Source organism: Microvirga guangxiensis (genome assembly GCF_900102135.1).
GTDB classification, from domain to species: domain Bacteria; phylum Pseudomonadota; class Alphaproteobacteria; order Rhizobiales; family Beijerinckiaceae; genus Microvirga; species Microvirga guangxiensis.
Window position 1 is genome coordinate 53,698 of record NZ_FMVJ01000016.1, and the last position, 25,614, is coordinate 79,311.

27 protein-coding genes are annotated in these 25,614 nt (G+C 63.2%); 17 read left to right on the forward strand and 10 right to left on the reverse strand.

The genetic code is table 11. The features are described 5' to 3' along the window. Window positions 1–173: 173 nt before the first annotated feature. Genes BLP10_RS20500 through BLP10_RS20525 form a run of 6 tightly spaced genes read right to left on the reverse strand, consistent with a single transcriptional unit; the run spans window position 174 to window position 6,479 of the window. A complete protein-coding gene (locus BLP10_RS20500; protein WP_091138908.1) occupies window positions 174–1,241 on the reverse strand; it encodes a dipeptidase in 1,068 nt (355 codons plus the stop codon). A gap of 44 nt (window positions 1,242–1,285) precedes the next feature. Continuing rightward, on the reverse strand, window positions 1,286–2,053 hold the full coding sequence (locus tag BLP10_RS20505; RefSeq protein ID WP_091138910.1) for an ABC transporter ATP-binding protein: 768 nt from the start codon (window positions 2,051–2,053) through the stop codon (window positions 1,286–1,288). 2 nt (window positions 2,054–2,055) lie between these two features. Continuing rightward, window positions 2,056–2,892, reverse strand: a complete 837-nt coding sequence (locus tag BLP10_RS20510; RefSeq protein ID WP_091138913.1) for an ABC transporter ATP-binding protein — start codon at window positions 2,890–2,892, stop codon at window positions 2,056–2,058. Beyond that, complete coding sequence (locus BLP10_RS20515; RefSeq protein WP_091138915.1) at window positions 2,889–3,821, reverse strand: ABC transporter permease; 933 nt, start codon at window positions 3,819–3,821, stop codon at window positions 2,889–2,891. The genes BLP10_RS20510 and BLP10_RS20515 overlap by 4 nt, the downstream gene beginning before the upstream one ends. Continuing rightward, window positions 3,821–4,876, reverse strand: a complete 1,056-nt coding sequence (locus BLP10_RS20520; protein WP_091138918.1) for an ABC transporter permease — start codon at window positions 4,874–4,876, stop codon at window positions 3,821–3,823. The genes BLP10_RS20515 and BLP10_RS20520 overlap by 1 nt, the downstream gene beginning before the upstream one ends. 7 nt (window positions 4,877–4,883) lie before the next feature. Continuing rightward, window positions 4,884–6,479, reverse strand: a complete 1,596-nt coding sequence (locus tag BLP10_RS20525; RefSeq protein ID WP_091138921.1) for an ABC transporter substrate-binding protein — start codon at window positions 6,477–6,479, stop codon at window positions 4,884–4,886. A 208-nt stretch (window positions 6,480–6,687) separates the two neighbouring features. On the opposite strand from BLP10_RS20525, the gene argH reads away from it, so the two are divergent. Next, the gene (argH, locus tag BLP10_RS20530; protein ID WP_425286970.1) at window positions 6,688–8,088 is read left to right on the forward strand and encodes an argininosuccinate lyase; all 1,401 of its coding nucleotides are present in this window, start codon (window positions 6,688–6,690) and stop codon (window positions 8,086–8,088) included. 3 nt (window positions 8,089–8,091) lie between these two features. Here argH and BLP10_RS20535 read toward each other — a convergent pair whose 3' ends face one another. Next, window positions 8,092–8,892 (reverse strand): class I SAM-dependent methyltransferase, encoded by an 801-nt coding sequence (locus BLP10_RS20535; protein ID WP_091139032.1) that lies wholly within the window; start codon window positions 8,890–8,892, stop codon window positions 8,092–8,094. A gap of 245 nt (window positions 8,893–9,137) precedes the next feature. On the opposite strand from BLP10_RS20535, the gene BLP10_RS20540 reads away from it, so the two are divergent. Both BLP10_RS20540 and BLP10_RS20545 read left to right on the forward strand, forming a co-directional pair. Then, complete coding sequence (locus tag BLP10_RS20540) at window positions 9,138–9,572, forward strand: Hsp20 family protein (protein WP_091138924.1); 435 nt, start codon at window positions 9,138–9,140, stop codon at window positions 9,570–9,572. Window positions 9,573–9,599: 27 nt separating this feature from the next. Further along, window positions 9,600–9,866 (forward strand): BQ00720 family protein, encoded by a 267-nt coding sequence (locus tag BLP10_RS20545; protein ID WP_091139034.1) that lies wholly within the window; start codon window positions 9,600–9,602, stop codon window positions 9,864–9,866. A 17-nt stretch (window positions 9,867–9,883) separates the two neighbouring features. On the opposite strand, the gene BLP10_RS20550 is transcribed toward BLP10_RS20545, so the two are convergent. Continuing rightward, window positions 9,884–10,645, reverse strand: coding sequence for an alpha/beta hydrolase (locus BLP10_RS20550; protein WP_091138926.1), 762 nt, complete (start codon window positions 10,643–10,645; stop codon window positions 9,884–9,886). 79 nt (window positions 10,646–10,724) lie between these two features. Between BLP10_RS20550 and BLP10_RS20555 the strand changes: the two genes are divergently transcribed. The 6 genes from BLP10_RS20555 to pheT all read left to right on the forward strand — a co-directional run bounded on the left by BLP10_RS20555 (window position 10,725) and on the right by pheT (window position 17,136). Then, window positions 10,725–11,969: a glycosyltransferase family 4 protein gene (locus BLP10_RS20555; protein ID WP_244510732.1), complete on the forward strand. Its 1,245-nt coding sequence runs from the start codon at window positions 10,725–10,727 to the stop codon at window positions 11,967–11,969. Window positions 11,970–12,105: 136 nt separating this feature from the next. Beyond that, window positions 12,106–12,627, forward strand: coding sequence for a translation initiation factor IF-3 (infC, locus tag BLP10_RS20560; protein ID WP_244510733.1), 522 nt, complete (start codon window positions 12,106–12,108; stop codon window positions 12,625–12,627). 201 nt (window positions 12,628–12,828) lie between these two features. Beyond that, a complete protein-coding gene (gene rpmI / locus BLP10_RS20565; RefSeq protein WP_091138934.1) occupies window positions 12,829–13,029 on the forward strand; it encodes a 50S ribosomal protein L35 in 201 nt (66 codons plus the stop codon). A 43-nt stretch (window positions 13,030–13,072) separates the two neighbouring features. Further along, window positions 13,073–13,441, forward strand: a complete 369-nt coding sequence (gene rplT / locus BLP10_RS20570; RefSeq protein ID WP_091138936.1) for a 50S ribosomal protein L20 — start codon at window positions 13,073–13,075, stop codon at window positions 13,439–13,441. Window positions 13,442–13,617: 176 nt separating this feature from the next. Continuing rightward, on the forward strand, window positions 13,618–14,700 hold the full coding sequence (pheS, locus tag BLP10_RS20575) for a phenylalanine--tRNA ligase subunit alpha (RefSeq protein ID WP_091138938.1): 1,083 nt from the start codon (window positions 13,618–13,620) through the stop codon (window positions 14,698–14,700). Between the two features lie 12 nt (window positions 14,701–14,712). Beyond that, complete coding sequence (gene pheT, locus BLP10_RS20580) at window positions 14,713–17,136, forward strand: phenylalanine--tRNA ligase subunit beta (RefSeq protein ID WP_091138941.1); 2,424 nt, start codon at window positions 14,713–14,715, stop codon at window positions 17,134–17,136. Between the two features lie 118 nt (window positions 17,137–17,254). Here pheT and BLP10_RS20585 read toward each other — a convergent pair whose 3' ends face one another. Beyond that, window positions 17,255–17,548, reverse strand: a complete 294-nt coding sequence (locus tag BLP10_RS20585) for a GIY-YIG nuclease family protein (RefSeq protein ID WP_091138943.1) — start codon at window positions 17,546–17,548, stop codon at window positions 17,255–17,257. Then, window positions 17,541–18,377 (reverse strand): HesA/MoeB/ThiF family protein, encoded by an 837-nt coding sequence (locus tag BLP10_RS20590; protein ID WP_091138945.1) that lies wholly within the window; start codon window positions 18,375–18,377, stop codon window positions 17,541–17,543. Before BLP10_RS20590 ends, BLP10_RS20585 begins: the two co-directional genes overlap by 8 nt. A 152-nt stretch (window positions 18,378–18,529) precedes the next feature. Here BLP10_RS20590 and BLP10_RS20595 point away from each other — a divergent pair, with 152 nt between their 5' ends. From BLP10_RS20595 to deoC, 8 genes are all read left to right on the forward strand, one after another. After that, complete coding sequence (locus tag BLP10_RS20595) at window positions 18,530–19,534, forward strand: BMP family lipoprotein (RefSeq protein WP_091138947.1); 1,005 nt, start codon at window positions 18,530–18,532, stop codon at window positions 19,532–19,534. A gap of 124 nt (window positions 19,535–19,658) precedes the next feature. Beyond that, complete coding sequence (locus tag BLP10_RS20600; protein ID WP_091138950.1) at window positions 19,659–21,182, forward strand: ABC transporter ATP-binding protein; 1,524 nt, start codon at window positions 19,659–19,661, stop codon at window positions 21,180–21,182. After that, window positions 21,182–21,616: a VOC family protein gene (locus BLP10_RS20605; RefSeq protein ID WP_091138952.1), complete on the forward strand. Its 435-nt coding sequence runs from the start codon at window positions 21,182–21,184 to the stop codon at window positions 21,614–21,616. The genes BLP10_RS20600 and BLP10_RS20605 overlap by 1 nt, the downstream gene beginning before the upstream one ends. A 14-nt stretch (window positions 21,617–21,630) precedes the next feature. After that, window positions 21,631–22,716, forward strand: coding sequence for an ABC transporter permease (locus BLP10_RS20610; RefSeq protein ID WP_210183648.1), 1,086 nt, complete (start codon window positions 21,631–21,633; stop codon window positions 22,714–22,716). Window positions 22,717–22,718: 2 nt separating this feature from the next. Next, window positions 22,719–23,624 carry an ABC transporter permease gene (locus BLP10_RS20615; protein WP_091139036.1) on the forward strand — a complete coding sequence of 302 codons (906 nt, stop codon included), beginning with the start codon at window positions 22,719–22,721 and terminating at the stop codon, window positions 23,622–23,624. 1 nt (window position 23,625) lies between these two features. Further along, on the forward strand, window positions 23,626–24,030 hold the full coding sequence (locus BLP10_RS20620; RefSeq protein ID WP_091138957.1) for a cytidine deaminase: 405 nt from the start codon (window positions 23,626–23,628) through the stop codon (window positions 24,028–24,030). Window positions 24,031–24,040: 10 nt separating this feature from the next. Next, window positions 24,041–24,847 carry a purine-nucleoside phosphorylase gene (locus BLP10_RS20625; RefSeq protein ID WP_091138960.1) on the forward strand — a complete coding sequence of 269 codons (807 nt, stop codon included), beginning with the start codon at window positions 24,041–24,043 and terminating at the stop codon, window positions 24,845–24,847. 3 nt (window positions 24,848–24,850) lie between these two features. Beyond that, a complete protein-coding gene (gene deoC / locus BLP10_RS20630; RefSeq protein WP_091138965.1) occupies window positions 24,851–25,612 on the forward strand; it encodes a deoxyribose-phosphate aldolase in 762 nt (253 codons plus the stop codon). Window positions 25,613–25,614: the final 2 nt, after the last annotated feature.

Below are 25,614 nucleotides of genomic sequence, written 5' to 3' on the forward strand. Positions count from 1 at the left end.
CAGATCAGAAACTCTTCGCCGTCAAGGAAATCGCAGCCTTTTACACTCAACCCGCTAGGGACCACAGAGACTGTGTATTCTGAGCGCCCATCATCTTCTTCCGTGCGCCATCGGCCAACCAAAGGATGCCGGCTTAGGAGGGGAGTTACGTTGCCCATGAGCCTCGTATGTCCTCAGCGTCCCCACGTCCTCTCGAGAACGTTGATCCAGTTCTCGTAGCAGAGCTTGCGCAGGGTCGCCTCATCGTAGCCATGTCTGCGCATGGCATCCACGAGGCGCGGCAGGCCGCGCGCGTCGCCGATCTCGGCGGGAATGGTGGCGCCGTCGAAGTCTGAGCCGAAGCCCACACCGTCCACACCCACATGCTCGATCAGGTGGTCCATGTGGCGGATCATCTCTTCCAGGGGCGTGTCGTCGCTTCGCATCCCATCGGGGCGGATGAACGAGGTGGCGAAGTTCACGCCCACCATGCCACGGCTTTCGCGGATGGCGGCAAGCTGCTTGTCGGTCAGGTTGCGCGAATGCGGGCACACCACATGGGCGTTGGAGTGGGTTGCGACGAGAGGCGCATCCGTCAGCTTGGCGACGTCCCAGAAGCCCTTCTCGTTCAGGTGCGAAAGGTCGACCATGATCTTCAGGCGGTTGCAGGTCTTCACCAACTCGCGCCCACGGTCGGTGAGGCCGGGGCCCGTATCCGGTGTCGAGGGATAGCGGAAGGGCACGCCGTGGCCGAAGATGTTGGGACGGCTCCAGACGGGACCGATGGAACGCAGGCCGCTCTCGTAGAGCACGTCCAGCATGTGAAGATCGGGATCGATGCCTTCCGCCCCTTCGATGTGAAGGATGGCTGCGAGCTTGCCGTGGTCCAGGCAGTGACGGATGTCGGATGCCGAACGGCAGATCTTCACCTCGCCGTTCGAGGCGCGCTCGATGCGGATGAGGATCGAAGCCATATGCACCGTCACCTTCTGGCTTGGTGCAAGATCCAGCATAGGCGGAAGCGGCACGTCGTATTCCGGGCGGGCCATGAGCGCATCGATATCGATGCCCATTTCCTCCGAGGACACGTAGACGGCGAAGAATCCACCGAACATGCCGCCTTGCTTCATGCGGGGCCAATCGAGATGGCCGATATTGTCGCCTTCGAGAAAGGCTTTCTCCGGCTGGATCTTTCCGCGCATGAGGCGCAGCAGAACGTCATTGTGTCCGTCGAAAACAGGCATCGGAGAAGAGCGCGACATGGTTTTTCAGCCAGTTCAATAGAGCAGGAATGTCAGCCGCAGCCTTACGCTGCAGCGGACGAGGAGTTGCGGGTGAAGCCCTGGCTCGCCTGAATCAGGGATTGAGTATATTCGTTCGTCGCCAGGCCGGATCGCAGCGCGTCGGATGGGGTTTCCTCCACCGCCTCGCCGTGGCGCATGACGAGCAGGCGCTCGCAGAGATGCGCCACCACGGCAAGATCGTGGCTCACCAGAATGTAGGTCAGTCCCAGCTGGCGGCGCAGATCGTCGAGGAGGTTGAGGATTTCCGCCTGCACGGAAGCATCGAGCGCCGAGGTCGGCTCATCGAGCAGCAAAACCTTCGGGCGCAGAATCAGTGCGCGGGCGATGGCGATGCGCTGACGCTGGCCGCCCGAGAGCTGGTGCGGATAGCGGAAACGGAAGGAGGGGCCGAGGCCGACTTCCTTCAGCGCCTGCAGGATGCGCGCTTCCGCATCCTTTACGCCATGGATCGCGAGCGGCTCCGAGAGCGTACGGTCCACCGTGTGGCGCGGATGCAGGGAGGCGTAAGGATCCTGGAAGACCATCTGCGCCGTGCGGTAGAAGTCCTTGGTCCGCGGCGTGGTCACTTCCTTGCCGTCCACGATCACGCGTCCGCTGGTGATCGGCGCAAGACCGCAGATGGCGCGCAGCACTGTCGACTTGCCGGAACCGGATTCACCGACGAGGCCGTAAGCCTCGCCCTGCTTCACGGTGAAGCTCACGTTCTTGACGGCCTCGACCCTGAGGCGGCCCGTGCCGAAAACGACGTTGAGGTTCTGAATATCGAGCATGGTCAGAGCGCCCAGGAAGGATCGCGGTTCAGGGTGGGAAGCGGGCGGACGTCGTCTTTCAGCGTCGGCAGGCACCGCATCAGACCTTGCGTGTAGGGGTGCTTGGCCTCGCGCAGATTCTTCGCCTCCAGCTCCTCCACCACGCGGCCCGCATACATGACGAGCACACGGTCGCAGAAGGAGGAGACGAGTTTCAGATCGTGCGAGATGAAGATGAGGCCCATGCCGCGCTCGGAGACGAGCTCATCGAGAATGCGCAGCACCTCCATCGACACCGTTACGTCGAGAGCCGAGGTCGGCTCGTCGGCGATGAGGAGATCGGGATCGGTCACGAGCATCATGGCGATCATCGCGCGCTGGCCCATGCCGCCCGAAACCTCGTGCGGATAGAGCGAGAATACGCGTTGCGGATCGCGCATCTTCACGGCTTCGAGCATGGCGAGCGCCTTGTCGCGGGCTTCCGCGTTGCTCGCTTTCTTATGCGCCTGATACGCCTCGATGATCTGCTCGCCGATGGTCATGACCGGGTTCAGCGAGTATTTTGGGTCCTGCATCACCATGCTGATGCGCCCCCCGCGCAACTGGCGCAGCGTACGCTTCGAGGCGGTTTGCAGGTCTATGCCATCGAAGCTCAGTCGCTTGGCGGTGACGTCGCCGGGAGGCGGCGTCAGGCCAAGAATGGCGCGGCCCGTTTGCGACTTGCCAGAACCGGATTCGCCGACGATGCCGAGCCGCTCGCGGCCGAGATGGAACGACACGCCGCGCACCGCCTCGACGGTGCCCGTGCGCAGGTGAAAGCGGACGCGAAGGTCTTCGACTTCGAGAAGCGGCTTTGTCATTTTGCTGCCTTCGGATCGAGAACGTCGCGCAGGCCGTCGCCCAGAAGATTGAAGCCGAGGCTCACCACGAAGATGGCGATGCCGGGCATGGCGGCGACCCACCACTGATCGATGAGGTAGTTGCGGCCCGTCGCCACCATGGCGCCCCATTCGGGGGAGGGCGGCTGCGCACCGAGGCCGAGGAAGCCGAGGCCTGCGGCGGTGAGGATGATGCCTGCCATGTCGAGCGTCACGCGAACGATGACGGACGAGAGGCAGAGCGGCACTACGTGGCCGAAGATGATGCGCGGCGTGGACGCGCCCTGCAGCTTCACGGCCGCGATGAAATCGCTGTTGCGGATCATCAGCGTCTCTGCGCGGGCGATACGCGCATAGGGAGGCCAGGAAGTGATCGCGATGGCGATGACGGCGTTCTCGATGCCTGGGCCGAGGGCGGCCACGAAGGCCAGGGCCAGCACGAGGCGCGGGAAGGCGAGGAAGATGTCGGTGATGCGCATGAGCACCGTATCAACCCAGCCGCCGAGATAGCCTGAGAGGGTTCCGACCAGAAGCCCGATGGGCGTGGCGATGATCGACACCAGCACGATCACGAACAGCGTGATGCGCGAGCCGTAGATGATGCGCGAGAGGATGTCGCGCGCCTGATCGTCCGTGCCGAGCCAATAGGTTTCGCTCGGCGGCAGGAGGCGCTGCGTGCGCAGGTCGCCGCCGACGATGGGGGAGTAGGGTGCGATGAAGTCGGCGAAGAGGGCGACGAAGATCAGCAGGATCACGATGCCGAGGCCGAGGACGGCCAGGGGGTTCCTGCTGAATGAGCGCCAGCCGAGATAGGCGCGGCCGAGCCGCGCCTGCCAGCGCGAGCCGGGCTCCGACGACAGAAGCCATGCCCGAAGGCCGGCGGATTGGGAGACAGTGGGGGAGCCAGCCATCAGCGGGTCCTCGGATCGAGCAGACGATAAAGCAGGTCGGACACGAGATTGAGCAGCACGAATACGGTGCCGATCGCCAGCGTTCCGCCCAGCACGGCGTTCATGTCGGCGTTCTGCAGGGAGTTGGTGATGTATTGCCCAAGGCCCGGCCATGCGAACACCGTCTCGGTGAGCACGGAGCCTTCGAGCAGGTTCGCATAGGACAATGCGATCACCGTTATCAGCGGCACGGCTGCATTGCGCAGGGCGTGCTTCCAGATCACGCGCATCTCCGACAAGCCCTTCACCCGCGCTGCGATCACATATTCCTGCGCGAGTTCATTGAGCATGAACGAACGTGTCATGCGGCTGATATAGGCGAGCGAGAAATAGCCGAGCAGGGAAGCGGGCAGGATGATGTGCGAGACTGCGTCCCAGAACGCGTCCCACTGGCCCTGCATTGCGGTATCGAGCAGAACGATGCCTGTGACAGGCGTATAAAGATAGGAATAGGTGACGTCGATGCGCCCCGGTCCTGCAACCCAGCCGAGCTTGGCATAGAAGAGCAGCAGGCCCATGAGGCCGAGCCAGAAAATCGGAATGGAATAGCCGGCAAGGCCGATGAAGCGGACGAACTGATCGAGAAGGCTGCCGCGCTTCACAGCCGCGAGCACGCCGAGCGGAATGCCGATGATCACGCCGATGAGGGTTCCCAGCGTCGCCAGCTCGAAGGTCGCCGGAAAGGCATTGGCGATATCCGTCAGCACCGGATTGGTGGTGAGAACCGAATTGCCGAAATCGCCGCTGACGGCTTTCTTCAGGTAGATCCAGAATTGCTGGATGAGAGGCAAATCGAGGCCGAGTTCCTGGCGGGCACGCTCGTAGACATGCGCGGGCGCCCTGTCGCCGACGATGGCGATGACAGGATCGATGGGAACCACACGGCCGATCAGGAAGGTGACGGCAACAAGCCCGAGAAGGGTCGTCGCCAGCACGAGAGCAAATTGAACGATCTTTGTAAGATAGAAGCGGAGGGCTTCGTGCCCTCCGCTTCCGTTCGCGATTGATGATGCCATTTAGAAATTAGTTCTTCTTGGCTTGTGCCACACTGTTGGTGTCGAAGGACGGGCCGATGATGAAGCCATCGACGTTCTTGCGCTGAGCTGCGACTTCGATTTCCTGCAGGTAGATGATGAACGGGCCATCGTCCATAACAGCCTGCTGCAGTTCCTTGTACATGGCGGCGCGCTTCTCGGCATCCTTCTCGAGAACCGCAGCGCGGGTCTTGGCCGTGAGCGGGCCCGGATCCCATGCGTTACGCCAGGCAAGAGGCTTTGCCTTCGCGTTGTCCGAGTTGTCGTCGTTCGCAGCGAACGTGTCGGCGTTGGTGTTCGGGTCCTGATAGTCTGCACCCCAGCGGCCGATATAGATATCGTGCTGGCGGGCGCGGTACTTGGTCAGGGTCTGCTTGCCGTCGCCCGGAATGATCTCGAGCTTCACGCCTGCCTGAGCAAAGGTGTTCTGGATGGCCTGCGCCGTGCCGGTGACGTCAGCGGTGGAACGCGTGTCCATGGTTACGGTGAAGCCGTCCTTCAGGCCGGCCTGCGCGAGCAGTTCCTTCGCCTTGGCGACATCGAGCTTGTAGGGATTGTCGTTCACCGCACCCAGGAAGCCGTTCGGCAGGAAGGCCTGATGGACGGTGCCCTTGTGCTTCATGATCGTGTCGGCGATGGCCGCGTAATCCACGAGATACTTGAGCGCCTTGCGAACTTCGGGCTTCGCCAGGTTCGGGTTCTTCTGGTTCAGGCCGAGATACCAGAGGCCGCCCTTCGGGCCGGAATCGACCTTGATGTCCGGGTTCTTCGAAAGGGCTTCGATCTCTTCCGGGTTCAGGTTGCGTGCGATGTCCACATCGCCCTTCTCAAGCATCAGGCGCTGCGTAGCCGTTTCCTTGATGTGGCGATAGATGACGCGGGCAAGCGGCGCCTTCTTGTCGTAGTTCGGATTGCGCTCCAGCACGACGACTTCGTTCGCCTTCCAGTCGCGGATCGAGAAGGGACCGGAACCGGCATACTTGGTCTTCAGCCAGTTGTAGCCCATGTCGCCGTCTTTCTCGTTCTGCATGACGAGCTTCTTGTCGACGACCGACGCGACGCTGGAGGTCATGCAGTACAGGACGAAGGTCGGCGCATAGGCCTTGTCGAGCTCCATGGTGAACTCGTAAGGGCCGGTCTGCTTGATCTTGTCCTTCACGTTGTCCTTCGTGAAGCCGAACTGGCCGAGGATGAAGGCCGGCGACTTGTCGAGGATCACGGCGCGCTGGAGCGAGTACACGGCGTCCTCGGCCGTCAGCGGGTTGCCGGAGGCGAATTTCTTGCCCTGGCGGATCTTGAACGTGAAAGTCTTGCCGTCGGGAGAGACCGTCCAGGATTCGGCGACCTCGCCATAGAGCTTGGACACGTCCTTGTAATCGTAGGCGATCAAGCGCTCATAGGTGTTGCCCAGAAGCTCGGAAGCCGTGAACTCGAAGACCTCGGCAGGATCGAGCGTGATGATGTCGTCCATCTGCCAGGCCTGGACCAGGGTGTCCGGAGGCGTTGCTGCCTTAACGGCAGAAAACGAGGTTGCCATGGTGGCGACCATCGCGGCGGATAGGAGGAATTTCGGAAGTCGTTTCATAGGCCAGTTCCCTTGTGGCGCCGGCTGCGCCCTTTTTAAGCCAAGCGTATGAATGCAAATCACATTGGCTCTGTCGAGTCTAGCAACTGGTTTTAAACTGGCAAACATTGCGCAATGTGCTTAATCCTCGCGCAGCCTTGTTACGCCTTTGCCTTGGTGGGTGACCTGTGGCAAAGGCTTGCAGATCTTGAAACCCGGGTGAAACACAGTGTCCGAAGAAGCCAAGAAGTCCGGTGCCAACACCATGTGGGGAGGGCGTTTCTCGTCCTCGCCGAGCGCGCTCATGGAGGCGATCAACGCTTCCATCGATTTCGACCAGCGCCTCTACGCCCAGGACATCCAGGGCTCCATCGCCCACAGCGCCATGCTCGCCAAGCAGGGCATCATCGCCGAGAGCGACCGCGATGCGATCCATCAGGGATTGCAGCGGGTGCTGGGCGAGATCGAATCCGGGGGCTTCACCTATTCCAAGGCTCTGGAAGACATTCACATGAATGTGGAGAGTCGCCTTCGGGAGATCGTGGGCGATCCCGCGGCGCGCCTGCATACGGCCCGCAGCCGCAACGATCAGGTCGCCGTCGACATCCGCCTGTGGATGCGCGATGCCCATGACCGGACGGACGAGCAGCTCACCCGTCTCATCAAGGCGCTGCTTGCAAAAGCCGAGAAGAACGTGGCGACCGTCATGCCCGGCTTCACCCATCTGCAGAGCGCCCAGCCGGTGACCTTCGGCCATCACCTTATGGCCTATGTGGAGATGTTCGGCCGCGACCGCAGCCGCATCCGCGATTCCCGCAAGCGCCTCAATGAATGCCCGCTCGGCGCGGGCGCCCTTGCCGGCACGTCCTTCCCCATCGACAGGCACATGACGGCGAAGGCGCTGGGCTTCGACGGCCCCACGCGCAACTCCCTCGATTCAGTCTCGGATCGCGACAGCCTGCTGGAATTCATGTCGGCAGCGTCGATCTGCGCCGTGCACCTGTCGCGGCTCGCCGAAGAGATCATCATCTGGATGTCGGCGCCCTTCGGCTTCGTGAAGCTTCCCGACCGCTGGACCACCGGCTCCAGCATGATGCCGCAGAAGCGCAACCCCGACGCGGCGGAGCTGGTGCGCGGCAAGTCCGGCCGCATATTCGGCTCGCTGATGGCCGTGCTGACCATGATGAAGGGGCTCCCGCTGACCTATTCGAAGGACATGCAGGAGGACAAGGAGCAGGTCTTCGATGCAGCCGACAGCATCGAGATCGTGCTCGCCGCCATGACCGGCATGATCGAGGATCTCGAGCCCGTGCCGGAGCGCATGGCGGCGGTGGCCGGAGCCGGTTTCTCCACGGCCACCGACCTCGCCGACTGGCTCGTGCGCGATCTCGGGATCCCGTTCCGCGATGCGCATCATGTGACGGGCCGCATCGTTTCCGAGGCCGAGCAGCGCGGCTGCACTCTGGAAGAGCTGCCGCTGGAAATCATGCAGGGCGTGGAGCCCCGCATTCACAAGGGCATCTTCGATGTGCTGAGCGTCGAGAACTCCGTCCGCTCCCGTACGAGCTTCGGCGGAACTTCACCGGTGCGTGTGGCCGAGCAGGTTGCCTGGTGGAAGACGCAGGCCTGACGCTCAAGGCTTGCTGCCTCTGACGGCCCAGGCGCGGGCTGTCAGAGGAATGCTGCCATCCGGTTGCGTGGGAAGCGTCTCGCGCAGCCTCTCCCTGAGATGGGCGCGCTCCTCCTCGCTCAGGGACATGCAATAGGCCGGCGCCGGCGACTGGCCTGCGAGGAACGGCGTCCAGTAATCGTCGAAATCGCGGAAAACGGTGGGCACGTCGATGGCGCGGACATCGGTATTCCTCAAGCCCACTTTCTCCAGAAGCGTTTGAAGCGGTTCCGGCTGGCAGAACGAGGCATGCCAGCTGTCCTGCAACTCCCGGGCATAGGGGTTCAGCTCGGCTGCTGCGTCCCAGAACCGGCGCATCATCTCCATCTTGCCGGTATAGTCCCAGACATAGAGCGCCACCTCGCCACCGGAGCGAGCCACGCGCGCCATCTCGGCCGCTGCCTTCTCCTTGTCGGGCACGAAGTTCAGCATGAGGCCGGAGACCACCCGATCGAACTCGTCGGCCGTGAAGGGCAGATCCTGCGCATCGGCCTCCTGAAGTTCGGCGGCGGTGCCGCTCAACCGTTGGCGCGCCACCTCGAGAAAGCCCCCCGACGCGTCGATCCCGGCAAGCCTCTCAGGGATGCATTGCTCGGCAATCGCCTGGGTGAGCATGCCGGTGCCGCAGCCTACGTCGAGCCAGTCGAGGCCCGGGGGAGCGCCGAGCCAGGGGATGAACTCCCGGGCGACCAGCCGGCTCCAGCGCCCGACATAGGATTCGTAGATTTCGCCGCTGCTCCAGCGGGGCTGCACAATCCAGGCCATTGCGTCGCTCCTGTCGGGCTGCGGCCCGATCATAAGACGGAATGGGCTGTGAACGACTTGATCTTGCGGGGTAGCGCCGACCATTTACCCTTCCGGCGCTCTCCTCGGTAAGGCTTCGGCCAGGGTCTTGATCCCCTCGGGAACCATATCCATATTGCTGATAGCGGCTTTGAAACAAGGCTGCGTGGGTGCCGCATGAGCGGGCTCACATTTAACCGAAGTGCCTCTAACCTTGGGCTTCGAACATGTCGCGTCAGTCGCCGTTTGGGCATCCGTTTCTGTTAGGCTTCGATGAGATCGAGCAGGCGCTCGACCGAGTCGCAAAAGCAGCAGGGGACGGTTATCCTCCCTACAACATCGAGCGTCTGCCTCGCACCGAGCACGCTCCCGAGCGTCTGCGCATCACCCTGGCTGTCGCTGGTTTTACCCAGGATCAGCTCGAGGTGACCCTGGAAGAGAGTCAGCTCGTCATCCGGGGGCGTCAGTCCGACGACAAGACCAGGCACTTCCTTCATCGCGGCATTGCCGCCCGTCAGTTTCAGCGCACCTTCCTCCTCGTCGACGGCATGGAGGTGATGGGCGCGGACCTGTCCAATGGCCTGTTGTCGATCGACCTCGTCCGGCCCGAGCCGGAACGGGTCATCCGCAAGATCAACATCAGCGCTTCGGACAAGGTTTGACGGGAGCATCCGCATAAGGAGATGGCCATGAACCACAACACCAATCATCCTGCCGGTCGGCCTCTGGGTGTGGCTGAACTGGCCAATCTGGGCCTCGGCGAAATGGCCTATGTGAAGCCCCTGCGCTCCGACGATGTGGCGCGGCTCTTCCCGCAGGCTCCCAAGCTGCAGCCCGGAATGGATCTTTATGCCCTTCTCTCCGCCAGTGGCGAACCCATCGTGCTCACCGACAGCCGCGATGCTGCGGTTGCCAATGCCTGGGCGCATGACCTGACGACGGTGAGCCTGCATTAAGGCTCACCCCTCTGCTTTCACGCAATCGCCTCGATAACCGCGATCAGCCGTTGCAGGTCCTCGTCTCGGGAGAGGCGGTGATCGCCATCCTTGATGAGGGTCAGCGAAACGCTGTCGCCCGGCAGGTGCTCCACCAGTTCGAGCGCGTGGTTCCACGGCACGTCCGGGTCTTCCATGCCCTGCAGGATATGAACGGGGCAGCCGGTCCGGATCGGCTTGCCGAGCAGAAGATGCCGGCGCCCGTCCTCGATCAGCTTCCTGGTGATCGGGTAGGGATCCTCCGAATAGGCGGACGGGCGGTAATACACGCCCGTCTCCTCCACCAACCGCCGGAGATCCTCCGGGAAACGGTCCCACATCAGCCTTTCCGTCATGTCTGTGGCGGGTGCGATCAGGACGATGCCGGCAGGCGCAAGGGCAGGGCGCTTTTCCATCAGGTGGCGCGCGGCCAGAAGGGAGATCCAGCCTCCCATGGAGGATCCCACGAGAATGGGCCGCTCCGTGAGACAACGCTCCATGACGGCAAGCGCCTCTTCCAGCCAGCGAGAGATGGTGCCCTGCTCGAAGTCGCCGCCCGATTCGCCGTGGCCGCTGTAATCGAAACGCAGGCAGGCGCGGCCCCGGGTCTCTGCCCAGGAATCGATGGCTGTCGCCTTCGTGGCCCGCATGTCGGACTTGAAGCCGCCGATCCACACCACCGGCGGGCCTTTGCCCTCCCGGTTGATCACCGCGATGTGGCGCTCGTCGAAACCTGTTCCGACTGTGACGCTTTGCTGCATGGTTAACCTGTCCTCAACCGCTTTGAAGCAAGGGTTTATAGCGATTCTGTCATTTCCATTTGAGAAGGCTCTTACATCGGTGAGTTTTTCAGCGCGACCCGGCGGAGGAGCATCTTTCCCGTCATCCCACACTCATCCGCTCGCAGGGCGGACGATCCTGCAGATCGTTCCCGAGCTTGAAGCGGGTGGGGCGGAGCGTACCACCGTGGATATCGCCGAGGGGCTGGTGAATGCGGGCGCCCGGGCTCTGGTTGCCACCGAAGGCGGGAGGCTCGTGGGTGAGCTCCAGGCCAAGGGCGGAATCTGGGTTCCCTTCCCGGCGGCGACGAAGAACCCCTTCTCCATGGTTCTCAATGTGCGCAGGCTCGCCCGAATCTGCCACAAGGAGCAGGTGTCGCTGATCCATGCCCGCTCCCGTGCGCCTGCCTGGGTGGGCTTGGGTGCCGCGCGCAGCCTCGGCATCCCCTTCGTGACCACCTATCACGGCAGCTATGCCGGCCGCTCTTCGGTGAAGGTTCTTTATAACTCGGTCATGGCCCGGGGCGACGTGGTCATCGCCAATTCGCAATATACGAGCAACCTGATCCGCTCCCATTACCCTCAATCCGCCGACCGGATCGGGGTGATCTACAGGGGCACGGATTTCCTGAAATTCGCCCCCGCCGCCGTGGCGCCGGAGCGAATCGAGGCCTTGCGCAAATCCTGGGGCGTGGCGCCCCATGAGCGCGTCGTGCTCCTCGCGGCCCGGCTTACGGGTTGGAAGGGGCAGAAGGTTCTCATCGAAGCGGCAGCCCGCCTGCGCGATGCCGGGATGAGCGATGTGGCTTACATCCTGGCGGGCGATCCGCAGGGACGGGATTCCTACGTGAAGGAAATCGAAAGTCTGATCGAAGCCAAGAAGCTGAAAGGCATCGTGCGCCGGGTCGGTCACTGCACGGACATGCCTGCGGCCTTCCTGGCGGCGGCGGTGGTCACGGTGCCCTCGACGGAGCCGGAGGCCTTCGGCCGCTCGGCCGTGGAGGCTCAGGCCATGGGAACGCCCGTGGTGGTGTCCGATCTCGGAGCCGTACCGGAGACGGTTCTGGCCCCTCCCGCCGTTCCGCCGCAGGAGCGGACGGGCTGGCGGGTGCCCGCGGGCGACGCGGAGGCTCTCGCCGAGGCTGTCGGGGAGGCCCTGAACCTGGGCGCCAGCGCCAGAATCGCCTTGAGCACCCGGGCGAGGGCCCATGTGGAGCGCCACTTTTCCCTCGAACGTATGGTTTCGAGCACGCTCAATGTGTATTCCGCCCTTCTGGATAGCTGGTCAGCCCACAGAACAAGTTGACTTCCCGCGCTTTTGCGCGAAATGTCAGATCATTCTCGGCAATGTTGAGCATGCTGCAGAGGCTTCATGAAAAGTCTCCCGCTTCAACTGAGCCCTTAAACAGGAGATACGAGCCATTCGCCGACCAATGAGACCTATGCCGGTGCCGCAGAAAGACGGACCGCGCGCAAACCGAGACATTCGCGGCGTCCGCGAAGTTCAGCTGATCGATGATACCGGACAGAACCGGGGCGTCATGGCCTTCTTCGATGCCCTGCGCATCGCGGAAGATGCAGGCCTCGACCTGGTAGAAATCTCGCCGAACGCGACACCTCCGGTCTGCAAGATCCTCGATTACGGCAAATTCCGCTTCCTGGAACAGAAGAAGGCCGCCGAGGCGCGCAAGAAGCAGAAGACCGTCGAGGTCAAGGAAATCAAGCTGCGCCCGGGCATCGACGATCACGATTACGACGTGAAGATGAAGGCCATGAAGGGCTTCTTCGAGGAAGGCAACAAGGTGAAGATCACCCTGCGCTTCCGCGGACGCGAAATGGCGCACCAGTCCCTCGGTCTGAAGGTTCTCGACCGGGTGAAGGCCGATGTGGGCGATATCGCCAAGGTCGAGATGGAGCCGAACTTCGAGGGCCGTCAGGTCGTCATGGTGCTGGCGCCCCGCTAAAGGACTCCGCCTCAAGCAAGATTCATGGCCGTCGGGGTTCCGGCGGCCATTGCTTTTTGAAGGACCTTCTGCCATAAGCCCCCCTTCATCGAACCGCCCGGCTGTTAGGGCTGCCGTGGCGGTTCGTTTTGCTCACAGTAGCAATGAATGGGCCGAGGAGCGGTGAAAGCTGCTCCGGAGGCCTGACCAAAGGAGAGCCAAATGCCCAAGCTGAAGACGAAATCGGGCGCGAAGAAGCGCTTCAAGATCACTGGCACCGGCAAGGTCGTTTACGCCCAGGCCGGCAAGCGCCACGGGATGATCAAGCGGACCAACAAGCAGATCCGCAACCTGCGCGGCACCACGACGATGTTCGAGGGCGACGCCTACAACGTGAAGAAGTACTTCCTGCCGAACGGCTAAGGCGGTCTTCCCAACACATCCCGGATTTTGAAGGAGTTTTTCCATGGCCCGCGTCAAACGGGGCGTTACCGCCCACGCCAAGCACAAGAAGGTTTTTAAGGCCGCCAAAGGTTTCTACGGCCGCCGCAAGAACACAATCCGCATCGCCAAGCAGGCGGTCGAGAAGAGCATGCAGTATGCTACTCGCGATCGTCGCAACAAGAAGCGCACTTTCCGCGCTCTCTGGATCCAGCGTCTCAACGCTGCCGTGCGCATGCATGATATGACCTATTCCCGATTTATCGACGGTCTCGGCAAGGCTGGGATCGAGGTCGATCGCAAGGTCCTGTCCGAGCTGGCCATCCACGAGCCGGCAGCTTTCGCTGCCTATGTGGAGCGCGCCAAGGCTGCCCTGTCTCAGCAGGCCGCCTAAGCCGGATAGACTAGCTTCGGTGCGGCTGGCTCGTTCAGCCGCACCGCCTTACTCCCCCTTCTCCGAGACCATCCGCGCTGACGGCTGATCGCTGTCGGTTGCGACCACGCGGCTCGGACGACTTCACGGTTCCCGCGCCGCGCCACACTCAAGCGCTTGCATCTGGCAAGGGACCGATGACCGATCTCAATCAACTCGAACGTGACCTGCTTTCCCAGGTCGATGCCGCCGGCGATGAAGCGGCTCTCGAATCCGTGCGCGTTTCCGCGCTCGGCAAGAAGGGCTCCGTCTCCGAACTGCTGAAAACCCTCGGCGCCATGACGCCGGAGGAGCGGAAGGAGCGCGGCCCCCTCATCAACGGCCTGCGCGACAAGGTGCAGGGCGCGATTGCCGCCAAGAAGGAGACGCTCGCCGAGGCCGCTCTGAGCGCGCGCCTTTCCGCCGAGCGCATCGACGTGACGCTGCCCGTGCAGGAAGCGCCGGAGTCGCGCGGCCGCATCCACCCCATCAGCCAGGTGATCGAGGAACTCACGGCGATCTTCGCCGACATGGGCTTCTCCGTGGCCGAGGGGCCGGATATCGAGACGGATTATCTCAACTTCACGGCACTGAACTTCCCCGTCGGCCACCCGGCCCGCGAGATGCACGACACCTTCTTCCTCGCCCCTGACGAGAAGGGCGAGCGCAAGCTGCTGCGCACGCACACCTCGCCGGTGCAGGTCCGTACCATGACCTCCAAGGCGCCGCCGATCCGCGTCATCATTCCGGGCCGCACCTATCGCCACGACTCGGACCAGACGCACACGCCGATGTTCCATCAAGTGGAAGGCCTCGTCATCGACAAGCAGGCCAACATCGCGCACCTGAAGTGGATTCTCGAAGAGTTCTGCAAGGCGTTCTTCGAGGTCGATCAGGTGAAGATGCGCTTCCGCCCGTCGTTCTTCCCCTTCACGGAGCCGTCGGCCGAAGTCGACATCCAGTGCTCGCGCAAGGGCGGCGAGATCCGCTTCGGCGAGGGCACCGACTGGCTCGAAATTCTCGGCTGCGGCATGGTGCATCCGAACGTGCTGCGCAATTGCGGCATCGACCCGGACGAGTACCAGGGCTTCGCCTGGGGCATGGGCATCGACCGCATCGCGATGCTGAAATACGGCATGCCGGACCTGCGTCCGTTCTTCGAGGCCGATGTCCGCTGGCTGAACCATTACGGCTTCCGCCCGCTCGACATTCCGTCCCTCGTCGGCGGCCTGACTGCGTAAAGGAGAGCAATCATGAAATTCACCCTCTCCTGGCTCAAGGATCATCTTGAGACCACCGCGTCTCTCGACGAGATCGTGGAGACGCTCACGCGCATCGGCCTCGAGGTCGAAGGCGTCGAGGACAAGGCGAAGACGCTTGGCGCCTACATCAACGCCTATGTGATCTCCGCCGAGCAGCACCCCAATGCGGATCGGCTTCGCGTGTGCATGGTCGACACCGGCGACGGCAAGCCCATTCAGGTCGTCTGCGGCGCCCCCAATGCGCGCACCGGCATGAAGAGCGTGTTCGCGCCTCCCGGCACCTATGTCCCGGGCAAGAACATCACGCTTGGCGTCGGCAATATTCGCGGCGTCGAGAGCGCGGGCATGCTGTGCTCGGCGGCAGAACTTGAAATCTCCGACGATCACGACGGTATCATCGAGCTTCCCGAAGATGCTCCGGTAGGCGTGGCTTATGCGGCGTATGCAGGCCTCGACGATCCGGTGATCGAGATCAACCTCACGCCGAACCGTCCTGATTGCACCTCGATCTTCGGCATCGCTCGCGATCTCGCGGCAGCGGGTCTGGGCACGCTGAAGGGCGGCGACGTTCCCGCCATTCAGGGCAAGGGCGCGTGCCCGGTTTCCGTGACGCTCGATTTCTCGGGCGAGGATGCGAAGCTCTGCCCGACCTTCGCGCTTCGCCTCGTGCGCGGCGTGAAGAACGGCCCGTCGCCGGAATGGATGCAGCGTCGTCTGCTGTCCATCGGCCTGCGCCCGATCAACGCGCTCGTCGACATCACCAACTACATCACCTTCGACCGTGGCCGTCCGCTGCACGTGTTCGACGCCAAGAAGGTGAAGGGCAATCTCACCGTTCGCCGCGCGAAGGATGGCGAGGAGGTGCTGGCGCTCGACGGACGCACCTACAAGCTCGATGCAGGCGCGGTGGTGATCGCCGATGAGAACGGCGTCGAATCCATCGCCGGCATCATGGGCGGCGAGCATTCGGGTTCGGATGAGAGCACCACCGATGTGCTCATCGAATCCGCGCTCTGGGATCCGCTGAACATAGCGCAGACCGGCCGCAAGCACGGCATCATCACCGATGCACGCTACCGCTTCGAGCGCGGCATCGATCCGGCCTTCACGGTGCCGGGACTCGATCTCGCGACCAAGATGGTGATCGACCTCTGTGGCGGCGAGGCGAGCGAAGCCGTTGTGGCCGGTCAGGTTCCTGACACCACGCGCGTCATCGACTTCCCGTATTCGGAAGTGCCGCGCCTGACGGGCCTCGACGTGAAGCCTGCTGAATCGGAAGAGATCCTCAAGAAGCTCGGCTTCGAGGTTCAGGGCTCGGGCGAGCGCGTGAAGGTCACGCCGCCGTCCTGGCGTCCCGACATCGAGGGCAAGGCGGATCTCGTCGAAGAGGTGATCCGCATCGCTGGTGTCGACCGCATCGAGCCGCAACCGCTGCCGCGTCTCGAGGCGATTGTCGCAAAGCCGATCCTCACGCTCATCCAGAAGCGCACGCGCCTCTCGCGCCGTTCGCTGGCCGTGCGTGGATTGGTGGAGGCCGTCACGTGGTCGTTCATCTCGAAGGACGAGGCCGAACTCTTCGGCGGAGGCGATGCGCGCCTTGCGCTCGCCAACCCGATTGCGGCGGAACTCTCCGACATGCGTCCGTCCCTGTTGCCGGGCCTCCTGAAGGCGGCCCAGCGCAATGCGGATCGCGGGCTCGGCGATGTGGCACTCTTCGAGGTCGGCCAGACCTTCGCCTCCGATGAGCCGGAGGGCCAGTCGATCAAGGCTGCCGCCGTGCGTCGCGGAACGGCGCGTGCCGAGGGCGTGGGGCGTCACTGGAATGGCGGCGCCGAGAGCGTCGATGCGTTCGATGCCAAGGCGGATGTGCTGGCGCTTCTGGCGGCCCTCGGCATTCCGGCTGGTGGTCTGCAGATCGTCGCCGGTGGCCCGGCCTGGTTCCATCCCGGCCGTTCGGGCACGCTGCAATTCGGCCCCAAGAACATCGTCGGCGCGTTCGGCGAGGTGCACCCGAAGATCCTGAAGGCGCTCGACCTGAAGGGTCCGCTGGTCGCCTTCGAGCTCAATCTCGATGCGCTCCCGCCGCCCAAGGCGAAGCCCACCAAGATGAAGCCGAAGCTCTCGCTGCCCGATTTCCAGCCGCTCACCCGCGATTTCGCCTTCGTGGTCGGTCGCGATGTGGCGGCAGGCGACATCGTAAAAGCCGCTCAGGGCGCCGAGCGTCAGCTGATCGTGGGCGTCGACGTGTTCGACATCTACGAGGGCACGGGCATCGACCCGGACAAGAAGTCCGTCGCGATCGCCGTCACCCTCCAGCCGACGGAAAAGACGCTCACCGACGTGGAGATCGAGGCTGTGTCAGCCAAGATCGTCGCGGAAGTGTCGAAGAAGACCGGGGCGGTGCTGCGGTCGTAACCAACTCGTCATCCCGGGGCCGCAAAGCGGAACCCGGGATCGTCCTCAGAATAAGGCGCTATACTCGTCTTACGATCCCGGATCGCGGCCTTGCCGCGTCCGGGATGACTGCTTGGGATTAAGGCACAAACTCTTCCGCCAAATCTCGCCATTCCGGATTCTCGCGCTCGATCAGCTCGACCTTCCACGCCCGCCACCATTTCTTGAGTTGTTTCTCGCGGGCAATCGCGGCCTCTGGGTTCTCAAAAACCTCAAAGTAAACTAGCCGATCCACATTGTATCGAGCCGTAAAGCCCGGAATGGCATGGGTCTTGTGCTCGAACACCCGTTTATGCAGGTCGCTTGTGACTCCGACATAAAGCGGGCCGTCCTTTCGCGTCGCCAGAATGTAGACGTAAAAGGCCTCAGCCATCCGCGAACTTTCCAGGCGATCCCGGATCTTCGCTGCGCTCCGTCCGGGACGACGCCGCAGAGCGGCCATTCAGCGGGTTCCCTTCATCCCATCCGTAGCGGACCGTGTCGAAGCGCATCCCCCGCGCATCGACCATCAGGAGCCTCCCGACGAGGCTCTCCCCGAAGCCCACGATCTCGCGGGTCACTTCCATCGCCATCAGGCTCCCCATCACCCCGGCCAAAGCCCCGATGATCCCGGCCTCAGCACAGGTAGGGACCGCGCCCGGCGGAGGTGGGGAGGGGAACAGGCAGCGATAGGTGGGGTTCGGCCTGCCATCCGGTCCGGTTTCATGGGCGCGAATCGTGGTCAGGTATCCATCGAACTGGCCCAGGGCGGCCGTCACCAGGGGCTTTTTTTCGTAAAAGCAGGCATCCGAGACCGCATAACGGGTGTCGAAATTGTCCGACCCGTCGGCGACGATGTCGTAGCGGGCGATCAGTTCCCGGGCATTGTCCGGGGTCACGCGCAGGTCATGGGCTTCTGCCCTAACGTGAGGGTTGAGGCGCAGCATGGCCCTGGCTGCGCTTTCCACCTTCAGCAGCCCGATGTCGGGGGTTCCATGAATCACCTGACGCTGCAGGTTGGACAGGGACACCACGTCGTTGTCGACGAGGCCGATGGTGCCCACGCCCGCAGCCGTCAGGTATTGGATCAGGGGCGCGCCCAGACCCCCGGCGCCGATCACGAGCACGCGAGCGGCCTTGAGCCTCGATTGTCCCGGTCCCCCAACGTCTCTCAGGACCAGGTGGCGGGCGTAGCGGTCGATTTCATCCGGATTCAGAGCCATGGTGCGACCTTAAGGCCAAGGGTTTAGGTATCAACTATCCCCTGAATGAAAATAACATCCCGCTTGACAGGGACCTTGGCGTCATGACCCTTCCCATGCCATCGTCAAGGGGCAACCGGAACCAATCCGGCGTCAGACAGGGAACAATGCCGATGACAATCACCAAGTTCGGCCTCGCGCTCGCGGGCCTCGCCTTCTCCGCCACGGCTGCCTTCGCGCAGCAGGCGGCCTTCAAGCCCGCCATCGTCTATGATCTGGGCGGCAAATTCGACAAATCCTTCAACGAGGGCGTCTATACGGGCGCCGAGAAGTTCAAGAAGGATACGGGCACCGAATACCGCGACTTCGAACCCCAGAACGACGCCCAGCGCGAGCAGGCCCTGCGCCGCTTCGCCCGCGACGGCTTCTCGCCGATCGTGGCCGTTGGCTTCTCTCAGGAAACCGCGCTGAAGAAGGTGGCCGAGGAGTTTCCGAACACCAAGTTCGCCATCATCGATGCCGTGGTCGAGAAGCCGAACGTGCAGTCCGTCGTGTTCAAGGAGCACGAGGGCTCGTTCCTGGTCGGCCTTCTGGCCGCCAAGGCCTCCAAGTCCGGCAAGGTGGGCTTCGTGGGCGGCATGGACATCCCGCTCATCCGCAAGTTCGCCTGCGGCTACGTCCAGGGCGTCAAGTACGCCAACAAGGACGCCGAGGTGTTCCAGAACATGACCGGCACCACGGGTGCTGCCTGGAACGACCCTGTGAAGGGCGGCGAACTCGCCAAGGGCCAGATCTCCCGCGGTGCGGACGTGGTCTATCATGCGGCCGGCGGCACGGGCATCGGCGTGATGCGCGCCACCGTTGACGCAGGCAAGCTCGGCATTGGCGTCGACTCCAACCAGAACGGCCTGCATCCGGGCAAGATGCTGACCTCCATGGTCAAGCGCGTGGACGTGGCCACCTACAACGCCTTCGACCAGGCCAAGAAGAACACCTTCAAGGCCGGCGTCTCGGTTCTCGGCCTAGCCGAGGATGGCGTGGCCTGGGCTCTCGACGACAACAACAAGTCGCTGATCACCGCCGACATGAAGGCCGCCGCCGACAAGGCCGCCGCCGACATCAAGTCCGGCGCCATCAAGGTCCACGACTACATGTCGGACTCCAAGTGCCCGATGTAAGCTGAGGCTTCGATCCGGCCGCAGGCTCCCAGGATAAGGGCCTGCGGCCGTTTCCGTTTTAAGGTTTATGCGTTTTCCGATAAGATCCGCCTTCTCTTCCGTGCCGGACAACCCCTAGAGGCCGATGTCTCCCGCCATTGAACTCATCGCCATCAACAAGAGCTTCGGTGCTGTTCACGCCAACAAGGATGTGAACCTGAGTGTCGAGCGCGGTACGATCCACGGCATCGTCGGCGAGAACGGTGCAGGCAAATCGACACTCATGTCGATCCTCTACGGCTTCTACGAGGCGGATTCCGGCGAGATCCGCGTGAGCGGGAAGCCGACCCGGATCCGCTCCTCCAACGATGCGATCAATGCGGGCATCGGCATGGTTCACCAGCACTTCATGCTGGTCGAGCCGCTCACCGTGGTCGAGAACGTAATGCTCGGCGCCGAAGGCGGCGCCATGCTGCGCGCAGGCGAGGCCAAGGTCCGCAAGGAGCTTGCGCGGCTGGCCAAGGATTACGGCCTCGAGATCGACGTGGATGCCACCGTCGCCGAACTCTCCGTCGGCCTCCAGCAGCGCGTTGAAATTCTCAAAGCCCTTTATCGCGGTGCGGACACTCTCATCCTCGACGAGCCCACCGCCGTGCTCACCCCGCCTGAGGCCGATGCGCTGTTCGAATTGCTGCGTTCGCTGAAGCAGCAGGGCAAGACCGTCATTCTCATCACCCACAAGCTGCGCGAGATCATGGCGATCACCGATCGCGTATCGGTCATGCGACGCGGCGAGATGGTGGCGACCGTCGAGACCGCGAACACGTCGCCTCCCGAACTCGCCGAGCTGATGGTGGGACGCCGCGTGCTGCTGCGCGTCGAGAAGACCGAGAAGGCGCCGGGCGCTCCCATGCTCGAGGTTCAGAACCTGTCCGTCGTCGATGCGCGCGGCGTGCTGCGCGTCGCCGATGCCTCGCTCACCGTTCATGCGGGCGAGATCGTCGGCATTGCGGGCGTTGCCGGCAACGGGCAGAGCGAGCTTCTCGAAGCCATTGCGGGCATGCGCCGCCCTGTGCTCGGCTCCGTCCGCTTCGAGGGGCAGAATATCGGCGCTGCCGACCATAATCCGCATCAGATGCGCAAGCTCGGGCTGCTGCATGTACCGGAAGACCGGCTGCGCATGGGGCTCGTCCCGGCGTTCCCCGCTTTCGAGAGCGCGATCCTCGGCTTCAGCGAAGAACCGCAGCTCGGGTGCGGCCCCATCCTGGATCACGATCGTCTCGTCGCCGATCTCGCCAGGAAGATGGAGCAATACGATGTGCGCCCGCCTGCGCCGCGCCTGAAGACATCGAACTTCTCCGGCGGCAATCAGCAGAAGATCGTGCTGGCGCGAGAGATCGAACGGAATCCGAAGGTGCTCCTCGTCGGCCAGCCGACGCGCGGCGTGGATATCGGCGCCATCGAGTTCATCCATCGCCGTCTCATTGCGCTGCGCGATGCGGGCGTGGGCATTCTGCTGGTGTCGGTGGAGCTCGATGAAATCATGCATCTGTCGGATCGTATTCTCACCATGTGCGGCGGCAAGATCACCGGCGAGCGCAAGGCGTCCGAGACGAATGAGCAGGATCTCGGCCTGCTCATGGCCGGCGTGACGGACGAGGCCGCCTGATGCAGCCGCGATTGTCGCTCGTCACGCTGGGTGTTGCGGATCTGGCAAAGTCACGCACCTTCTACGAATCCTGGGGCTGGAAGGCATCGTCCGCCAGCCAGCCGAGCGTCGCGTTCTATCAGGCGAACGGGCTCGCCCTCGCGCTCTTCGGACGTGCCGATCTCGCCAAGGATGCCGGTGTCGAGGACAAGCCCACCGGCTTTGCCGCCATCACACTTGCCTACAATACGCGTTCCAAAAGTGAGGCGGACGACGTGTATGCCCGCGCCATCGCCGCGGGCGCGCGTCCCGTGAAGCCGTTGCAGGATGTGTTCTGGGGTGGCTACTCGGGTTATTTCGCCGATCCTGACGGGCACCTCTGGGAGGTTGCCTGGAATCCCTCATTCCCCATCGACGAACAGGGCCACCTGTTTCTGCCGGATAGTTCGACGTGAGTGCTCCCATCGAAATGCCCAAATGGGCCGACACGATTCTCGTCCCCGCTGTTTCCGTCGTCACAGCGTTTTTGATCGCAGGCCTCGTGGTGCTCAGCATCGGCGAGAATCCGCTGACGGCGACACGCTATCTGCTTCAGGGCAGTCTGGGCACGGGCGAGGGGCTTGGTTTCACCCTGTTCTACGCGACGGACTTCATCTTCGTCGGATTGGCGGTGGCGGTGGCCTATCACGCGGGCCTCTTCAACATCGGCGGCGAAGGCCAGGCGACGCTGGCGGGATTAGGCATCGCGCTCGCGCTCAACAACCTCCCGTTCCTGCCGGGCTTCCTGCTGATCCCCATCGGCATTCTCGCGGCCGCCGCCTTCGGCGCGGCCTGGGCTGCGATCCCCGGTTACCTGCAGGCCAAGCGCGGCAGCCACATCGTGATCACCACGATCATGTTCAACTGGCTCGCAAGCGTGCTGATCGTCTATCTCCTCGTGAACGTGCTGCGCGAGCCGCAATCCATGAGCCCGGAAACGCGCGCCTTCCCCGAGGCTTCGCAGATTCCCTTCATGCATGATGTGTTCGCCTGGTTCGGCGTGACCATTCCGGCCTCGCAGCTCAACCTCACTCTCGTGCTGGCGTTGATCTCGGCCTATCTGATCTGGCTGCTGATCTACCGCTCGCGTCTCGGCTACGCGATCCGCGTCGTCGGCTCCAATCCCACGGCTGCGGTCTATGCGGGCATTTCGCCGGCGCGCATCATCATCATCGCCATGGTGCTCTCGGGCGCGCTCGCAGGCGGCTTGGCCGTCAACGAGCTGATGGGTTATCAGCACCGCCTGCTCCTTGAGTTCACCTCCGGCTACGGCTTCGTCGGTATCGCCGTCGCGCTCATGGGGCGCGCGCATCCGGTCGGCATCATCCTGGCATCGCTCCTGTTCGGCATTCTCTATCAGGGCGGCGCGGAACTCGCCTTCGAGCAGCCTGCCATCACCCGCGACATGGTGGTGGTGATCGGGGGCATCATCATTCTGTTTGCGGGCGCTCTGGACGGCCTCTTCCGCCGTCTCGTGGCGCATCTGCTGTCGCGTCCGAAGCTGGCGGGAGCATGATCATGGATCTCGGTATTCTCGCCACAATCCTCGACTCGGCGCTGCGCCTTTCGATTCCGCTGCTCGCCGCATGCCTCGCGGGCCTCTGGTCGGAGCGCTCGGGCGTCGTCGATATCGGCCTCGAGGGCAAGATGCTCGTGGCTGCCGCTGCCGCTGCTGCCGCCGCCTATGCGTTCGGCTCCGCCTGGGTCGGACTTCTTTTCGGCATTCTCGCATCCATCGCCTTCGCGCTCATCCACGGCTTCGCCTCCATCAGCCAGCGCGGCAACCAGATCGTGTCCGGCGTCGCCATCAACATGCTGGCAGCGGGCCTCACAGCCATCGTGGGCAATGCGTGGTACGGGCAGGGCGGACGCACGCCGCCGCTGGAAGGCGACCAGCGTTTCGGCGATTTCGTCTTCGGCCATTCGGTGCTGGTCTATGTGACGCTTCTGGCGGTGCCGGTCACCTGGTTCGTTCTCGGCCGCACGCGCTTCGGCCTTCGCCTGCGCGCCGTCGGCGAGAACCCGGCGGCGGTGGACACGGCCGGCATTTCGGTGGCGGGCCTGCGCTACTCGGCCGTCGTCATCGGCGGCATCCTGTGCGGCATCGGCGGCACCTATCTCTCGGTCGCGCAGGCGGCAGGCTTTCTGCCCAACATGACGGCGGGACGCGGCTTCATCGCCCTCGCGGCGCTCATCTTCGCCAAGTGGCGCGCATGGCCGGCGCTCGGAGCCTGCTTCCTCTTCGGCCTTCTCGATGCCATCGCCAACCAGCTGCAAGGCTTCTCGCTGCCCGGCATCGGCGAGATACCGGTGCAGGCCATTCAAGCTCTGCCCTATCTCATGACGGTCATCCTGCTCGCCGGGGTGATCGGTAAGGCCATTCCCCCGCGCGCGGCCGGTGTGCCTTATGTGAAGGAGCGCTGACATGGCTTCCCTCGACACGCTCTTCGAAGCGGCCAAGACAATTCAGGCGCGGGCCTATGTGCCTTATTCCCGCTTCAAGGTCGGCGCTGCCATCGTGACGCCGGAGGGACAGGTGTTCACCGGCTGCAACGTGGAGAACGCGGCCTATCCCGTGGGTTCCTGCGCCGAAGCAGGAGCCATTTCAGCCATGATCGCAGGCGGCGGAAGCCGCATCGGTGAGATCGTCGTGATCGGCGATGGCGAGCATCTCGTCACCCCTTGCGGAGGATGCCGCCAGCGTATCCGGGAGTTCGCCTCGCCTGATACCAGGATTCACATCGCGGGTCCCGAAGGCATCCGCAAGAGCTTCACCCTTGAAGAGTTGCTGCCCTTTTCGTTCGGGCCGGACAACCTGACAGACAGATAAGAGGCTTGTCATGCAACAGAATGTTCAAGAGGCAGTCCAGTTCGTGCGTGCCCGCGGCTTCGAGGGCCGTTTCGATGCGGCCTTCGTGCTCGGCACCGGCCTCGGTACTCTTGTCGATGAACTGAGCGATGCCGTAAGCCTGGCTTATGCCGACATTCCGCATTTCCCGAAAAGCGGCGTGTCCGGCCATGCGGGCAAGCTCGTCGCCGGTACGCTTGAGGGCAAGCGCGTTCTCCTGTTCCAGGGCCGCGCACATTACTACGAAACCGGCGATGCAGGCGCGATGCGCCTGCCCGTGGCTTTCGTGAAAGAGCTCGGCATTCCCGTGCTGGCGGCCACCAATGCCGCAGGCTCCGTGCGCGCCTCGATCCGCCCGGGAAGTCTTGTCGCCATCAACGACCACCTCAATCTCTCCGGCGCGAACCCGCTGTTGCGCGATCACACGGAAGGCCGTTTCGTTTCGCTCACCGATGCGTACGATCCCGCCTTGCGCGAGGTTCTTCAGCGCGCCGCGGAGAAGAGCGGCATCGATCTGCCGGAGGGCGTCTATGCGTGGCTCTCCGGCCCGAGCTTCGAAACGCCAGCAGAGATCAAGATGGTGCAGATCCTTGGCGGCGATCTCGTCGGCATGTCCACGGTGCCGGAGGTGATCCTCGCGCGCTATTACGGCCTGCGGGTTGTTGCGATTTCCGTCGTCACCAATCTCGCCGCCGGCATCGAGGGCGCTTCCCCTTCGCATCAGGAGACCAAGGACACCGCGGCGGAAGCCTCCGAGAAGTTCAAGCGCCTCATTCGTTCCTTCGTTGCGGAGCTTTAAGACATGTCTGACGCAGCAATTGCCCAGCGCGCTCTGCGCTGCCTCGATCTCACCGACCTGACGGATAATTGCACCGATCAGGCCATCGACGCGCTCTGCAAGAAGGCGCTCAATCCGCTCGGTCCTGTGGCCGCCGTCTGCGTCTGGCCGCAATTCGTGAAGCGCTCTCAGGAAAACCTCAGGGGTTCACCCGTGCGCATTGCGACAGTCGTGAATTTCCCCGCCGGCGGCGAGGATGTGGATCGCGTGGCTGACGACACGAAGGAAGCGCTCTCCGACGGCGCTAACGAAATCGACCTCGTTCTGCCCTACGCTGCCATGCGCCGTGGCGACATCACGATCGCCGCAGAGATGATCGAAGCCGTGCGCGACCTCGTCGATCAGGGACGGCTTCTGAAGGTCATCCTGGAAACCGGCGAGTTGAAGGATGCGCAGCTGATCGAAACGGCAAGCCGCCTCGCCATCGATGCCGGTGCCGATTTCATCAAGACATCGACAGGCAAGACACCCGTTTCCGCGACGCCTGAAGCGGCTGAGATCATGCTCAACGCCATCAAGGCATCCGGCCGCAATGTGGGCCTCAAGCCTTCGGGCGGCATCCGCACGGTGGCTGACGCAAAACTCTATCTCGATCTTGCCGACCGCATCATGGGTGCAGGCTGGGCAACGCCGCAGACCTTCCGCATTGGCGCGAGCAGCGTCTATGACACACTTGTCGATGCCATCGAAGGACGGGCAGGCCAGGCTGCCACCGGAGCATACTGAAT

Excerpts from the sequence above, each read along its gene's own strand:
- rpmI (WP_091138934.1), top strand. The coding sequence starts at position 12,829 with ATGCCCAAGCTGAAGACGAAATCGGGCGCGAAGAAGCGCTTCAAGATC.
- BLP10_RS20550 (WP_091138926.1), bottom strand. The coding sequence starts at position 10,645 with ATGCAGCAAAGCGTCACAGTCGGAACAGGTTTCGACGAGCGCCACATC.
- pheS (WP_091138938.1), top strand. The coding sequence starts at position 13,618 with ATGACCGATCTCAATCAACTCGAACGTGACCTGCTTTCCCAGGTCGAT.
- BLP10_RS20535 (WP_091139032.1), bottom strand. The coding sequence starts at position 8,892 with ATGGCCTGGATTGTGCAGCCCCGCTGGAGCAGCGGCGAAATCTACGAA.
- BLP10_RS20510 (WP_091138913.1), bottom strand. The coding sequence starts at position 2,892 with ATGACAAAGCCGCTTCTCGAAGTCGAAGACCTTCGCGTCCGCTTTCAC.
- BLP10_RS20615 (WP_091139036.1), top strand. The coding sequence starts at position 22,719 with ATGGATCTCGGTATTCTCGCCACAATCCTCGACTCGGCGCTGCGCCTT.
- BLP10_RS20500 (WP_091138908.1), bottom strand. The coding sequence starts at position 1,241 with ATGTCGCGCTCTTCTCCGATGCCTGTTTTCGACGGACACAATGACGTT.
- BLP10_RS20595 (WP_091138947.1), top strand. The coding sequence starts at position 18,530 with ATGACAATCACCAAGTTCGGCCTCGCGCTCGCGGGCCTCGCCTTCTCC.
- infC (WP_244510733.1), top strand. The coding sequence starts at position 12,106 with ATGCCGGTGCCGCAGAAAGACGGACCGCGCGCAAACCGAGACATTCGC.
- BLP10_RS20545 (WP_091139034.1), top strand. The coding sequence starts at position 9,600 with ATGAACCACAACACCAATCATCCTGCCGGTCGGCCTCTGGGTGTGGCT.
- BLP10_RS20585 (WP_091138943.1), bottom strand. The coding sequence starts at position 17,548 with ATGGCTGAGGCCTTTTACGTCTACATTCTGGCGACGCGAAAGGACGGC.
- BLP10_RS20625 (WP_091138960.1), top strand. The coding sequence starts at position 24,041 with ATGCAACAGAATGTTCAAGAGGCAGTCCAGTTCGTGCGTGCCCGCGGC.
- rplT (WP_091138936.1), top strand. The coding sequence starts at position 13,073 with ATGGCCCGCGTCAAACGGGGCGTTACCGCCCACGCCAAGCACAAGAAG.
- BLP10_RS20610 (WP_210183648.1), top strand. The coding sequence starts at position 21,631 with ATGCCCAAATGGGCCGACACGATTCTCGTCCCCGCTGTTTCCGTCGTC.
- BLP10_RS20505 (WP_091138910.1), bottom strand. The coding sequence starts at position 2,053 with ATGCTCGATATTCAGAACCTCAACGTCGTTTTCGGCACGGGCCGCCTC.
- BLP10_RS20620 (WP_091138957.1), top strand. The coding sequence starts at position 23,626 with ATGGCTTCCCTCGACACGCTCTTCGAAGCGGCCAAGACAATTCAGGCG.
- deoC (WP_091138965.1), top strand. The coding sequence starts at position 24,851 with ATGTCTGACGCAGCAATTGCCCAGCGCGCTCTGCGCTGCCTCGATCTC.
- BLP10_RS20540 (WP_091138924.1), top strand. The coding sequence starts at position 9,138 with ATGTCGCGTCAGTCGCCGTTTGGGCATCCGTTTCTGTTAGGCTTCGAT.
- BLP10_RS20525 (WP_091138921.1), bottom strand. The coding sequence starts at position 6,479 with ATGAAACGACTTCCGAAATTCCTCCTATCCGCCGCGATGGTCGCCACC.
- BLP10_RS20520 (WP_091138918.1), bottom strand. The coding sequence starts at position 4,876 with ATGGCATCATCAATCGCGAACGGAAGCGGAGGGCACGAAGCCCTCCGC.
- BLP10_RS20515 (WP_091138915.1), bottom strand. The coding sequence starts at position 3,821 with ATGGCTGGCTCCCCCACTGTCTCCCAATCCGCCGGCCTTCGGGCATGG.
- pheT (WP_091138941.1), top strand. The coding sequence starts at position 14,713 with ATGAAATTCACCCTCTCCTGGCTCAAGGATCATCTTGAGACCACCGCG.
- BLP10_RS20590 (WP_091138945.1), bottom strand. The coding sequence starts at position 18,377 with ATGGCTCTGAATCCGGATGAAATCGACCGCTACGCCCGCCACCTGGTC.
- BLP10_RS20605 (WP_091138952.1), top strand. The coding sequence starts at position 21,182 with ATGCAGCCGCGATTGTCGCTCGTCACGCTGGGTGTTGCGGATCTGGCA.
- BLP10_RS20600 (WP_091138950.1), top strand. The coding sequence starts at position 19,659 with ATGTCTCCCGCCATTGAACTCATCGCCATCAACAAGAGCTTCGGTGCT.